Source organism: Cryobacterium sp. Y29 (assembly GCF_002929825.1).
Lineage (GTDB): Bacteria > Actinomycetota > Actinomycetes > Actinomycetales > Microbacteriaceae > Cryobacterium.
Window position 1 is genome coordinate 36235 of sequence record NZ_PJJN01000037.1, and the last position, 12070, is coordinate 48304.

12 protein-coding genes and 1 pseudogene are annotated in these 12070 nt (G+C 63.7%); 7 read left to right on the forward strand and 6 right to left on the reverse strand.

Annotated elements, in window-relative coordinates:
* Window positions 1–2: 2 nt before the first annotated feature.
* The 4 genes from CXY74_RS15190 to CXY74_RS15205 all read left to right on the forward strand — a co-directional run bounded on the left by CXY74_RS15190 (window position 3) and on the right by CXY74_RS15205 (window position 4655).
* Window positions 3–1466, forward strand: coding sequence for an ATP-binding protein (locus CXY74_RS15190; protein ID WP_104201211.1), 1464 nt, complete (start codon window positions 3–5; stop codon window positions 1464–1466).
* Window positions 1467–1625: 159 nt separating this feature from the next.
* The gene (locus CXY74_RS15195; protein ID WP_104201212.1) at window positions 1626–3431 is read left to right on the forward strand and encodes a type IV secretory system conjugative DNA transfer family protein; all 1806 of its coding nucleotides are present in this window, start codon (window positions 1626–1628) and stop codon (window positions 3429–3431) included.
* A 200-nt stretch (window positions 3432–3631) separates the two neighbouring features.
* Window positions 3632–4081 carry a single-stranded DNA-binding protein gene (locus CXY74_RS15200; RefSeq protein ID WP_104201213.1) on the forward strand — a complete coding sequence of 150 codons (450 nt, stop codon included), beginning with the start codon at window positions 3632–3634 and terminating at the stop codon, window positions 4079–4081.
* A gap of 7 nt (window positions 4082–4088) precedes the next feature.
* Window positions 4089–4655 (forward strand): DUF4913 domain-containing protein, encoded by a 567-nt coding sequence (locus CXY74_RS15205; RefSeq protein WP_233193448.1) that lies wholly within the window; start codon window positions 4089–4091, stop codon window positions 4653–4655.
* A 250-nt stretch (window positions 4656–4905) separates the two neighbouring features.
* Here CXY74_RS15205 and CXY74_RS15210 read toward each other — a convergent pair whose 3' ends face one another.
* The 5 genes from CXY74_RS15210 to CXY74_RS17370 all read right to left on the reverse strand — a co-directional run bounded on the left by CXY74_RS15210 (window position 4906) and on the right by CXY74_RS17370 (window position 7570).
* The gene (locus tag CXY74_RS15210) at window positions 4906–5115 is read right to left on the reverse strand and encodes an OST-HTH/LOTUS domain-containing protein (RefSeq protein WP_104201214.1); all 210 of its coding nucleotides are present in this window, start codon (window positions 5113–5115) and stop codon (window positions 4906–4908) included.
* Between the two features lie 271 nt (window positions 5116–5386).
* Window positions 5387–5593: a tyrosine-type recombinase/integrase gene (locus tag CXY74_RS18465; protein WP_370446164.1), complete on the reverse strand. Its 207-nt coding sequence runs from the start codon at window positions 5591–5593 to the stop codon at window positions 5387–5389.
* Window positions 5503–6444, reverse strand: coding sequence for a tyrosine-type recombinase/integrase (locus CXY74_RS15220; RefSeq protein ID WP_199183262.1), 942 nt, complete (start codon window positions 6442–6444; stop codon window positions 5503–5505). The genes CXY74_RS18465 and CXY74_RS15220 overlap by 91 nt, the downstream gene beginning before the upstream one ends.
* 302 nt (window positions 6445–6746) lie before the next feature.
* Window positions 6747–7136 (reverse strand): hypothetical protein, encoded by a 390-nt coding sequence (locus tag CXY74_RS15225; protein ID WP_104201215.1) that lies wholly within the window; start codon window positions 7134–7136, stop codon window positions 6747–6749.
* A 152-nt stretch (window positions 7137–7288) separates the two neighbouring features.
* Complete coding sequence (locus CXY74_RS17370) at window positions 7289–7570, reverse strand: hypothetical protein (protein ID WP_158252376.1); 282 nt, start codon at window positions 7568–7570, stop codon at window positions 7289–7291.
* Between the two features lie 308 nt (window positions 7571–7878).
* Between CXY74_RS17370 and CXY74_RS15230 the strand changes: the two genes are divergently transcribed.
* The 3 genes and pseudogenes from CXY74_RS15230 (at window position 7879) to CXY74_RS18100 (ending at window position 8696) form a co-directional block, all read left to right on the forward strand.
* Complete coding sequence (locus tag CXY74_RS15230; RefSeq protein ID WP_104201216.1) at window positions 7879–8091, forward strand: hypothetical protein; 213 nt, start codon at window positions 7879–7881, stop codon at window positions 8089–8091.
* Window positions 8052–8285: pseudogene (locus tag CXY74_RS18095) on the forward strand (transposase); the annotation flags it as partial. The gene CXY74_RS15230 and the pseudogene CXY74_RS18095, both read left to right, overlap by 40 nt.
* Before the next feature lie 12 nt (window positions 8286–8297).
* Window positions 8298–8696 carry a transposase gene (locus CXY74_RS18100; protein WP_233193588.1) on the forward strand — a complete coding sequence of 133 codons (399 nt, stop codon included), beginning with the start codon at window positions 8298–8300 and terminating at the stop codon, window positions 8694–8696.
* A gap of 951 nt (window positions 8697–9647) precedes the next feature.
* On the opposite strand, the gene CXY74_RS15245 is transcribed toward CXY74_RS18100, so the two are convergent.
* Entirely contained in the window at window positions 9648–12041 is a 2394-nt protein-coding gene (locus CXY74_RS15245) for an arabinofuranosidase catalytic domain-containing protein (RefSeq protein ID WP_158252377.1), read from the reverse strand.
* Between the last annotated feature and the right edge of the window lie 29 nt (window positions 12042–12070).

A 12070-nucleotide genomic window follows, 5' to 3' on the forward strand; every position in this document is an offset into this window, starting at 1 on the left:
GGATGCATACGGCCGCGCTGGTCGAGCCGCGCGGCGAACTGCGCCGCGACCGTCGCGCCCGTCGCCGAGAGGCCGCCAAGATCGAAGCGGATGCCCAGAAGGCCACGACTATCGCGGCCCGCACCCGCTGGCACGCCGAGCGGGGTGAAGCACGATCGGGCGCTTATCTACCCAAAGCCGGCGAGGTAGGTCCCGCCCAACTGCGAACGCCCGGCCGATTGAAACTCCCCAAGCACCAGGACACAACCGCGACGCTGTCCGGCCACTACCCGTTTCTCGCGGAAGCCGGACTCGGCTCGGCCGGCGTCTTCGTCGGTCAGGACCTCTACTCGGGCGGATCCTTCGTCTACGACCCGTGGGTGCTCTACCAGCGGGGCATGATCACCGCTCCAAATATCGTGCTGGCCGGCATCGTCGGCTCCGGCAAATCCTCGTTAGCGAAGTCGCTGTACACCCGCTCACTCCCCTTCGGCCGCCGCGTCTACGTGCCGGGCGACCCGAAAGGCGAGCACACCGCTGTCGCCGAGGCCGTCGGCGGCAAGGCGATCATCCTCGGCCATGGACTGCGCAACCGGCTGAATCCACTCGATGAAGGCCACCGAGCCGCATCCGTTTCGGACGCCGAATGGTCGGCACAGTTGTCCGCCCGGCGTCGCGACCTGATCGGGGCCCTCGCCGAAACCGTGCTCGACCGACCACTCAGCCCGCTCGAGCACACCGCCATCGACCTCGCCCTGGCCGATGCCGTGCGCAGCGCCGAGGTGCCGATCCTGCCGATGGTGGTCGATCGCATCCTCTCCCCCAACCCCGAGGACGACGAGGGCCGCCTCGCCGCAGACGGTCGTCTCGTCGGCCATGCGCTGCGCCGACTCGTGGCCGGCGACCTCGCCGGACTCTTCGACGGACCCTCCACCGTGCGCTTCGACCCTTCGCTGCCGATGGTCTCGCTCGACCTGTCGCGGGTGGCCGAGAACTCGACGCTGATTTCGGTGCTGATGACGTGCTCGTCGGCCTGGATGGAGTCGGCCCTCGCCGATCCGGCCGGCGGCCAGCGCTGGGTGATCTACGACGAGGCCTGGCGGCTCATGGCGTATCCGGCGTTGCTGCGCCGAATGGATGCCCAGTGGCGGCTCGCCCGCCACTTCGGCATCGCCAACATGCTGATCTTTCACAAGCTCAGCGACCTCGACAACGTCGGCGACTCCGGATCCGCCATGCGCGCCTTGGCGTCGTCGCTGCTGGCGAACGCGGAAACCCGCATCGTCTACCGGCAGGAACCGGACCAGCTCGGGGCAACTGCCAGCGCGCTCGGGCTCAGCCGAACTGAGCAGAACCTGCTGCCAGCGCTCGGCACCGGCCAAGGGTTGTGGCGGGTAAAAGATCGCAGCTTCGTCGTGCAGCATCAGTTGCACCCGGATGAGCTCGCGGCGTTTGATACGACGGCTCGGATGACGTCTGGGCAATAGCCGCGCACCTTGTATTGATTGAGGAGGCCTAGTCATGGAACGAGAAGCGCGCTTAATGCTCGCCGGACTACCCGTCCCCGCGCCGTGTGCGCCTCCCTTCTCCTCCGGGCTTCGCTCCCTCCCCTACGCGACGCTTCAGCCGTCTGACTTGATAAGCGGATGACCACCCAACGACCGCAGACCGACCTCGGCGACGAGCTAGCCAACCTCGGTATTGGACTCCTGATCGGTGCAGCAGGGTTGGCCCTCCTGCTTCGCGGCTCGGGTGCTATTGCTGCATGGGTAACGGGAATCGCGCAGCCCACCGGAGGGCCGGAAACTGGGCTCGCTGTGCTCCTCAACCCAGGCAACCCCGCCGCGGAGCTTCGGGCACCGGATTTGAACCCAGTCGCATATTGGGTGACAACGAGCCTGCTGGTGGGGCTGGCGTCCGCTCTGACGTTTGGGTTGTGGCGCATATTCAGGGGCGGCTCAACGAAGGTGGACCCGTACCGCATCGCTGGCATCGCGACCCGTGCCGAAGTCGCCCGTGCCGCGTCGCATTCGGCCATTATGAAGCGCGCTGAGCATCTTCGCCCGTCGCTCGCGAAGGCCGACCCGAGCGATGTCGGCTATCGGATCGGGCGATCGCGTGGATCCGCGGTGTGGGCGAGCGTCGAGGACTCGATTCTGGTGATCGGGCCGCCACGTTCGGGCAAGGGTGCGCACATTGTGATCAATGCCATTCTCGATGCGCCCGGCCCGGTCGTGACCACCTCGACGCGCCCCGACAATCTCACCACGACGCTGCGAGCGCGGCAACGGCTGGGGCCAGTGGCGGTGTTCGACCCGCAGCAGCTGGCAGCGGGCGTACCTGTGGGGCTGCGGTGGTCACCGATTCGTGGTTGTGAAGATCCGCTCACGGCGATGATCCGCGCGGCGGGGCTCGCCGCTGGAACCGGACTGGCCGCGGGCGGAGTTGACGGCGGCGGATTTTGGGAAGCCAAAACCCGCACGGCCCTGCAGTCGATGCTGCACGCGGCTGCGCTCGATCACTGCTCGCCAGCTGACCTCTTTCGCTGGACCCTCGACCCGGCCGCCGCCCACGACGCCGTCTCAATCCTGCTGAGCACCCCGGGCGCCGCCACTGGCTGGGGCGATGCGCTCCGAGCCACACTCGAGGCCGACCCGCGCACACGCGACTCGATCTGGCAGGGTGTTTCGCTGTCGTTGGGTGCGTTGGCTGACCCACGCGTCTTGGATGCCGTCTCTCCACCGGAGGGCGAAGAGTTCGACCCCGAAGGATTTCTGCGTAGCAATGGCACGCTCTATTTGCTGGCGACCGGCGCGGGCTCGAACAATTCCGCCGCCCTCGTCTCGGCCTTCGTGGAGGACCTCGTTGAGACCGCCCGTCGTCTCGCCGCCCGAAGCGCGGGTGCACGACTGGATCCGCCGCTGCTACTCGCGCTCGATGAGATCGGCAACCTCGCACCACTCCCCTCGCTTCCCACTTTGATGGCGGAAGGCGGCGGTACTGGGATCACCACGATGCCAGTGCTCCAGTCGCTCGCCCAGGCACGCACGAAGTGGAGCGACAACGTCGCCGGCACCATCTGGGACTCATCGATCGTCAAGATCGTGCTCGGCGGTGGATCCAACTCACGCGACCTGCACGACCTTTCCACTCTGATCGGCGACCGCGACGAAACGACAGACTCGACGACCATCGGTGATCGCGGCTCGCGGTCTTCGCAGCGATCCATACGCAGGGTGCCGATCATGCCGCCCGACATGATCCGCACCCTGCCCTTCGGCACCGGCCTGATCATGCTCCGCGCAGCGCCACCAATCATCGCGACCCTGCAAATGTGGACCGCTCGGTCGGATGCCACGGAGTTGCGGGCTAACCGCGAGGAAATCGAGAGGATGATGCAAGCGCCGACGCGGGGTGTGCCAGATTCGGAGCCAGTTCAGGATCCGGACTGACGACCTAAGTCGAGGTCGCCCGGCTCCTACGCTGTCGAAAGCGGATATTGTCAGCGGCGGTGACCTGATGCATCCTGTCGAGGCCTCGGACGGTTGAAAATATTCACCTATCCGGCAGGCCTGCGGCATGGAATGTTCTGCGCACCTCCTAGTGAACGCGGACCACGATGGCCCGTCCCAATCACAGGAGGTCAAGTCCCATGGCACTTCACACCCAGCAATCGCTGTCCGGCTTCATCGCTTCCGACCCGCAGCAGTCGGTCACAGAGAACGGCGACACCCGCTTCTACGTGCGCGTCGGCCAGCCGCACTTTCGTCACGAATACAGCGGCAGCTTCACCGCGCTCGAGCCGACGTTCCACGACCTCGTAGCCTACCGCGCCACCGCCGAACGGGCTCTTGAAAGTCTCGCCAAAGGTGACAGCTTTGTCGCTGAAGGGTATGTGCGCACCTTCCAGGTCGAGCGCGACGGCGAACTCATTCAACGCGAAGAGTTCGTTGCCAAGAAGATCGGCCATGATCTCGCGCGCACTAACTATCAGGTCACTAGAACCAATCGCTCGGCTCCGGGCAGCGAACAGGACGCTGCGGCAACGCAGACGGCAATCGTCAGCGAGACGGAAGCTGCTCACGCCAGCTCGCGGTGGTGAAACAGCGATGGCAGAGTCCTTGGTCGAGTGGGCATCCGGTGAACACGACGACGCGTTCGGAGCAACCTCGCTGCACGATCTCGACGGGCCGCTCGCTGCGGAGCCGCCGCATCCGATCAATTGGAACCTCCTCAGCGCCGACGATGCCGAGGCCGAATGGATCGAACTCAACCACTGGGTGAACTGGCTGCGGCGCACCTACGGTCTGCCAGCATCCGTCGTGCCACCGTTCTGGCATCGCCATCCCGAACTCGTCTGGGAGCTCTCCGCGTTGCACCTGCACTGGCTCGGCGCCTACGACCCCGATCAGCACGCCTCCGCCCCGCTCGGCTGGCACCGTGACTTCGCGGATGCCCGCCTGCGACTTCGCGACTGGGTCGCGATCTCGGGGACGCGGCTAGAGCGGGATCGATCGACGCGGCAGACGGCATGGCCAGGAGAACCGCCGGCCTACGCCGTTGAAGACGTGGTCATCGGCGATCGCGACGAGGACTTCGTGCAGTTCGTCGTCGACGATGTCGCGCGTCGCCGCGATCCGGAGGCATCGTTCTACTCTCGCGCTGAATTTAGTTGATATCGCCAAGCCTTGGCTCTTGCGAAGGGCGTAAAGGACCTGCTTCACTGTCGCAGTTGACGCACCTGAGCGCGACTGTTCAAAGGGCGGGGTAAACGCGACACCCTCGGGCTCGTGACCCGCAGAACCCAGTATCCGCGCGGACGTGCCCGATCAGCGTCCGGCCTACGGGCGGCCGCACAAAGTTCAGCAGTCGGTCTGAATGAATACCGACTACAGCGCTCGTGCTCTTGCCCCGGTCGCGACGAGGTCAGTCACCGTTCTTCTTCTTGTTTTGTACCTGCAGTCCGCCGGTGGGTCTGGTCTCGATGAGGAAGAGTTCCGCCGCTCGAACCAAGTCGGAAAGTTTTGCGTAGCCCCAGTTTCGTGAGTCGAAGTCGGGCTGTTGCTTCCGCATTAGCTGGCCCACCGTGGCAAGGTTCGCCCATCCGTCTTCTCCTGATGCCGTGGTGACACACATTCTGTAGCGTGACAGGCCGGTTCGGCTTTTGTCACCCGCTTCGGACAAACCGGCCGCCAAGCTCTTTGAGAGTTCTGCCGCTGTATTCGCAGCCGCAACGCGGATGCGGTCCTCAGCCTGTAGCAGTTGCCCGGCAGTTCAGCTCTCGGCGCAGAAGCGTGAAGTTCTGGAATGAGCAAAAACAACCCGACCTGCCGCTCGATGTCGTTCAGCTGGAATCCCAGAGCGCGGCGCATCACCAAATACTCGTCCAGGCGTTCACGCAGCGTCGTCATCGCGGCACCTGTCCGAAGGGGACCGCCAAGACACGCAGGGATACGAGATCGACTTTAGCGTAAGCCATCGTGGTCACGGTGTAAACGTGGCCCAGGAGTTCCTTCGCCTCAGTTAAGCTGCCGCCGCCGGCCAGGACGTCCATCGCGGCGGTATGCCGTAGCCGGTGGGCGTAGATCCGGTCGACGCCCGCCAAGTCCGACAACCGGGCGATGCTTCCCGAGATCCCGAGGGTGTCATCATCCCGCGCGGTGCCTTCATGCGGACGAACACCCCACGATCGAGTGCCGGGGGACGCGCCCGCAACCACGCTTCCAATGCATCGCCGACGTCGACCGGGATCGGCAGTGTGTGCTCGCGGCCCTTCCCGCTGACCTTGAGCTGTCCTGTAGTCCAGTCGATGTCGTCGAGGGTGAGGCGGGCGGCTTCGCCGGCGCGCAGGCCAAGCCGAACGAGGATCGTGACCACTGCCCGGTCTCGTGCGCCGATCGCGGTGGCTGGGTCGCACACGCTCAACCGTGCAGCGACCTGGTCCGCGCCGACCCCGCGAGGCAGGGTCCGTCTCGTTCCCGGAGGTTTCAGGACCCCGGCCGTCGGATCCCGACTGATCCGCCCCGTGCTCAACGCCCACCGCAGCAAGCAACGAACCGCATCGACGATGTGAGCACGAGTGACGGCGCCATAGGGGCGGCCCCGCTCAGCGACGTAAGCGTTGACGACCGGTGCGCCCAGACGGAACCTTTCGACAGTGCCCTCTGGCGTCGTTGCCACGTCCACGAGTCCGGCCCCGTAGTGGCAGCGGGCGTCGATGGTTTTCTCGAGCAGCCCGCGGTCGTTCCGCATCCACGCGCGCCACTCGGTTACTGCGGCCTGCGCTTCGGTGACCACCTCATTCTCGCTAGCGGCGAAGTATCCCGCCGCGATCAAGAACCTGCGCATCGTGCCCATGCACGTGGTCACCACGGCCGCCACCACGGTTCGCGAACGCTCCGAAATCACAAACCGGTCAAGCAGTGCCTGCTCGATCTGGTCGGCGCTCGCGCCCTCCGTCTGCATCCATAGACTCAACCGCGCAAGCAAGTTCACGATGCCAGCCGCTGAACCTGGCGAGTACCCCTGTTCAGACAACCAGGATGAACACTCGGCCAATATCGCTGGAGCCAACGGCCCCACCGAAACGCGCGGAATCCGATCCACATGCGGCCGAGCTGTGGGCGATTTCTTCGTCACTGCTCTCACGTCCAGACATTCTCTGCCTGAAGCATGACCGCAGATCAACTATGCCGACATCTCAACCCCGAAAATCAAATCTGACCAACACCATTACAAAAACCATCGGCATAGCCCCAAGGTCGGCATTAAACATCCCACGAATAGACCTGGCCAGGGCCCGTCGCGATCAGCTCGGGGATCGCCCGTGCCGGGTGGCGGGCCTGGCGGCGGCGGTCCTTGACTTGCTGGTTCTCGTTCAACACCCGATACATCGTTGAAATGGAGCACAAGTACGTGCCGGCATCGAGGAGCTGGGCGTAGATCTGGATCGGCGGCAGATCCACGAACGAGTCCGGATTGACGACGGCGAGAATCTGCCGACGTTCGGCATCATCGATCTGGTTCGCCGGGATCGGCGCCGGCCCGGCCATCGGATTGCGTGGTTTTCGGGTGGCGGTCGCCCGAGGGATCCCGACCAGGTCGGCCGCGAAGCGAGTGGAGATTCCTCGGCTGGCCAGTTCGCGGTAGGCGGTCATTACGGCTTCGTGTGCGGTGTTTCGTCCCGCGAGCTCTTCGAAAGACTTTCGAGTAGCTCGTGCATTTTTGACATGATCTCCAACGCCACCCCCGTCGTTTCTAAGCGCTGCTCGGTCTTGCTCAGCTGGCGGCGCAGCCGGGCGATTTCCGCTTACTCCGGTGTGAGCCGGGCGATTTTCTCGCCGGGCTTCTTTTCGGCGAGGACGCCGGCGTCACGCAGCTTTCGCCACTCGGTGATCTGCGAGGAGTACAGCCCTTCGGTGCGCAGATACGCGCCGCCCTCGTTGGTCTTAATCGCCGCGTCATACGCGTCCAAATGGGCAAGCTTCTGCGCTGGGCTGAACGACCTTCTCGAGGTCGGACCACCAGCTCGCGGTCCGGGACTACTCATATGACTATCGTCGCGCACGGCGATCAAAGACGGGCTGGACATGATGATGATTCCTGATTCTCGCCCTACGTCATACGGCGGACTTGCTCTGCGGTACTGATCTCACCCAACCCTGACGGTAATGATGAGAAGAGGCTTGAGGCTGCGTGACCCTAACCCTGACTGACGTCCTTCCGAGGGCTGTCTTTTACGTGATCTGTCCGCGGGCTCAAGGCTGCTCAAAGTGCGCTGACCAGGCGGACATGACTTTATAGGAGCCTGAAGCGAATTCCCATTACCGTCTTGTCTGTCCACCTGGCCAACGTGCTCATCATTTACCCAGATGGACGCAATGGAAAGGCAATTTCATCATGGCAACAGAGATACCGAATGTCATCGTCGGCGTCGACACGCACTCAGACACGCACTACGTCGCCATTATCGATGAGCAGGGTAAACACCTAGCTGCTGAAGAATTCCTAGCGGTCGGGTCCGGTTACCGGAAGATCCTCGCCTTCATTACCGCTTCGGTCTGGTCATTGGCGTGGGCGTTGAAGGAACCGGCAGTTATGGGGCCGAACTGAGTCGAGTTCTGCGGACAGCAGGACTCCCCGTTCACGAGGTCAACCGACCCAACCGTCAAGCGCGGCGCCTACGCGGAAAATCGGATCCGTTGGACGCCTACCAGGCAGCGGAATCAGTCCTGGCGGAACGAGGCACGTCGACGCCGAAAAGCAAGGACGGCCCCGTCGAATGTCTCCGTGTCCTCCGCGCCGCTCGCAGTTCAGCGATGAAGGCCCGCACCATCTCCATCAACCAGATCAAGGGAATCCTCGTCTCCGCTCCCGAGCAGGTGCGCAGCCGGTTTCGCGCCCTGACGAGCGCCCAACTCATCTCGGCATTGGAGCGCTCCCGTCCAGTGGGAAACCTCACGGACCCTGACAACGCAACGGCTCTCACTTTGAAGAAACTCGCTGCCCGATACCAATTTCTCGAGCGGGAGATTCTGGACACCGATAAAGCGCTGGCGGAGAGCCTCCGGAACTGCGCGCCGCTGTTGCGGGACGTCCCCGGTGTTGGCATCGAAGTAGCGAGCCAACTCCTCGTCACCGTCGGCGACAACCCCGAACGCATCGCCAGTGAAGCGCAGTTCGCGGCACTTGTCGGCGTCGCCCGCAATCCAGCGTAATCCGGCAAGACGAGCCGGCATCGCCTCAGCCGCGGCGGCGACAGAGCCGCCAACGCGGCAATCCACCATGTCGTCGTGTCACGCCTCGCCACAGACTCCCGACGAGAGAATATGCGGCCCGACGAACGGCTCAAGGCAAGACCAAGAAAGAAATCATGCGCTGCCTAAAACGATACGTTTCCCGGGGGCTCTACCGTCAGCTCACCAACCCGCAAGCGGCGCCCGCAGTCACCGACCTACGCCCCGCGCGCCAAGAGCTCCACATCACCCTCCGCGAGGCTGCAGGACACTTCAACACCTGGCCTGGCACCCTGTCCCGAATTGAACGAGGCCTCAGTCGAGACGACAACCTCGCTAACCAATTCCGGAACTGGCTCCATGAGCAAAAGGAAACCCAAAAAATCGATTGACAACTATAGGAGCATCACGCAGGGGGGCGACGACCTGCTACCCGATAGCCGATCCTTCAATCGAGACGATGCTGTGGTCGGTCGGCGCCCTCGTTGGTGAGATCTAGGTGTCAGTAGGTGTTACTTTCGCCCTGGCCGTTTATGGCTTCGCCAGAGCGAAGGGCGCGCCAGGAGGGCCAGGGCGAAAGAAACAAGCCCCTCTGTCAGGTAGATACTCGTCGCTGCAGACGAGCCAGCCGTCGTCCCATATCCGGAACCGACAAGCAAGCCCATCCCCAACGCCCCGACGGCGTTGGGGATAAAAACGGCGAGTGACTGGACCTGCACCGATCTGCGCCGAATGTTGGCGATGCCCCACGCGATAAGAAAGGGCGCTGTTCCCGCTGCAACGTTGAAGGCAATGAGGTTGCCTATCGTTTCGTTCTCCCAACCATCCTGCCGCACCGTATTCGGTACGCCTGTGGTCGGCCAAATCGACGGGCGGGTAAGTTGCCAGTGCCTACACGGCGTGAAAAACTGACAACTCACCCTTCATCGTTCGCTAGATGAACTTCTGATTCGCGCCTCCTGTGCAGGTGTTGATGGTGAGCTGGGTTCCGTTTGTGAACGAGCTCCCTGGAGCTGTCAGGCACAGTCCGCTCGGTGGGTTGAGGATGGTTCCGTTTGCCTGAGGCGCCCACTGCTGCCCACCTACGCCATTGCAGTTGAACAGGATCACCGTCGTCCCTGGCGCCGTACTGTTGCCGGCAACATCCAGGCACCGTGTCAGCGTTTCCAGAGTGTTGTTCGGTGTCAGAGTCCAGTGCTGATCGGCGGCATGCTCAATGCACGACCAGAGCTGAACTTTGGGGCCAGACCAGTTACCGTAAGTGTCGTTCCCGAAGGTGTCCATGCACTTCCCGCCGGGGGCAGAGATCATCTGGCCTCCTGACACCTTGAACCGCTGCGATCGCGTTCCGTTACACGACTGGATAGTGAGGACAGTCCCGTTGACTCCGTTCGACATGTCAGTGAGACACAAGCCCGACTGCGGGTTCTTCAGGGAACCGTTCGCCTGTTGGACCCACTTCTGCCCGCCCACGCCGTTGCAGTCGTACAACTGGACTTCGCTCCCGGCGACAGGGCTGTTGCCGACCACATCGAGGCAGCGCCCCAGCGTGGTCAAGGACCCGTTGGACGTGTGCCACCAGCTCTGATCATTCGCCTCTCGAAGGCAGTCCCAGCTGACCACGCGGTTCCCGTTGCTGCCGGTGTTCGCTCCGATAACGTCGACGCAGTTGCCGCCCGGTGCGTTGATGGGCGTCTCGTCGAACAGCAGCCCAGGAGTGACGATGAACCGCTGGCTCGCGGCCCCCGTGCACGGCTGGATCTCCAGTCGGGTGCCGTTCGCAGTCTGCGCGTTGCGGCTGGTGAGGCAGAGCCCAGACTGCGGGTTCTTGACCGTGCCATCAGCCTGGGGAACCCACTCCTGGCCGCCGAGGCCGTTGCAGTCCCACAGCTGGATCGGTGTGCCTGCGGTCATCGTGTTGCCGGTGATTTCCAGACACCGGCCCATCGTCTTCAAGGTGTTGGGATACTCGTCCAGACCCGACGTCAGATACACGGTCGGCGTTGTGCGGATGTGCAGCAACTTTTGGTCGACCGCGTCGTGGAGGCAGTCCCAGAGCTGTACGGCCGCTCCGCCAACGCCATTGTCAGGACCGCTGACGTCGACGCACTTCCCCGCGGGTCCGGTGATTCCGACACCGGGTCCTCCGCCGGAGGTACCCGTGTACGTCACCGAGGCGATGTCGGACTGCAGCGCGGCGACCGTCGCATTCGGTGCGTATCCCGACGTGATGGCTCCCTCGAAGAAGGACCCGGGAGCGGCGTTGCTGTTATCTCCACCGGCGCCGAGGGTGATGCCACCTTCCTGCTTCATCGGCGTGTACCCCACTGGTAATGGTCCCTGGAACAAGGACGTCAGCGATCCGGAGGTGGCGTTGCCGCCGTCGAGCGCGAAACTGGTCTGCCCGTCGTTTCGGAGCACCCCGGTGACGAACGGACTCGTCTGACTGACGCTGGAAGGGTTGCTGGGCCCGTTGCTCTGGAAGACGCCATTCTCGAGGTCGGCTTGAATCCAGGGTCCGCGGCCCGAGCACGGTGGCTGCCCGCAGAAGGTCGACATGATCAATGTGTCCATGTGGCCGGCACCCGTGTTCGTCGAGGTCGCCTCGACGTTGCCGAAGTCGAAGCAGCAGGCGTTGGTGGCCATGGTGCCGCTCGCCACCCAATACATCGACTCGGGCTGTCCGTTGGTCGCCATCCCTGCGCCGTTTGAGCGTCGGTATCCGACGCGGGGCTCGACCTGGATGCCATAGACAGCGTGACCGGCGACTGTGATCGGCAGTGCGTCTGCCCGTGCCCCGATCGCGCTAGAGCCGGCTTCGCCGACCGGTGCGATCGTCAGATGGTTGCCCTTCACGGACTGGTCGTACACCTGCACGATCGTGCACACCGTGTTCTGACAGAATGCGTCCTGAGACGCCGCATTCGCGTACCCGGAACTCAGCAGCCCCACGTCGGCGCCCGCACCATCGGACGCTCTCGTCACTCGGTAGAGCGGACCGGTGTATGACGCGGAGAGAGCCCGAACGGTGGAGTATGCCGCCACGCAGGAATTTCCGCTGGACGCGAAGGTGTCGCAGGGGAGCCCCGGCGATGCGGCGACGTTCTGCTTTACCGTTAGAGCGGGCGTCTGGGTCTCGACTTGCGGCGCGGTAGAAACCACGTCGGCAGTGGCGGGAGTGGTCGCGGGGATACCCGCGATCATCAGGAATGCGACGGCGGCGACGCTGACCAACCGCGAGGGAAATCCCCCGGCGGCGCCTGCGGATGGATGGCCTCGTGGAGGCCTGCGCCTGCCAACACTCATCGAGTTCCTCAAGACGGACATGAATGTCTCCCTCATTGCGTACTTCTCCT

Excerpts from the sequence above, each read along its gene's own strand:
- CXY74_RS15190 (WP_104201211.1), top strand. The coding sequence starts at position 3 with ATGCATACGGCCGCGCTGGTCGAGCCGCGCGGCGAACTGCGCCGCGAC.
- CXY74_RS15195 (WP_104201212.1), top strand. The coding sequence starts at position 1,626 with ATGACCACCCAACGACCGCAGACCGACCTCGGCGACGAGCTAGCCAAC.
- CXY74_RS15200 (WP_104201213.1), top strand. The coding sequence starts at position 3,632 with ATGGCACTTCACACCCAGCAATCGCTGTCCGGCTTCATCGCTTCCGAC.
- CXY74_RS15205 (WP_233193448.1), top strand. The coding sequence starts at position 4,089 with ATGGCAGAGTCCTTGGTCGAGTGGGCATCCGGTGAACACGACGACGCG.
- CXY74_RS15210 (WP_104201214.1), bottom strand. The coding sequence starts at position 5,115 with ATGTGTGTCACCACGGCATCAGGAGAAGACGGATGGGCGAACCTTGCC.
- CXY74_RS15220 (WP_199183262.1), bottom strand. The coding sequence starts at position 6,444 with ATGCAGACGGAGGGCGCGAGCGCCGACCAGATCGAGCAGGCACTGCTT.
- CXY74_RS15225 (WP_104201215.1), bottom strand. The coding sequence starts at position 7,136 with ATGACCGCCTACCGCGAACTGGCCAGCCGAGGAATCTCCACTCGCTTC.
- CXY74_RS17370 (WP_158252376.1), bottom strand. The coding sequence starts at position 7,570 with ATGTCCAGCCCGTCTTTGATCGCCGTGCGCGACGATAGTCATATGAGT.
- CXY74_RS15230 (WP_104201216.1), top strand. The coding sequence starts at position 7,879 with ATGGCAACAGAGATACCGAATGTCATCGTCGGCGTCGACACGCACTCA.
- CXY74_RS18100 (WP_233193588.1), top strand. The coding sequence starts at position 8,298 with ATGAAGGCCCGCACCATCTCCATCAACCAGATCAAGGGAATCCTCGTC.
- CXY74_RS15245 (WP_158252377.1), bottom strand. The coding sequence starts at position 12,041 with ATGTCCGTCTTGAGGAACTCGATGAGTGTTGGCAGGCGCAGGCCTCCA.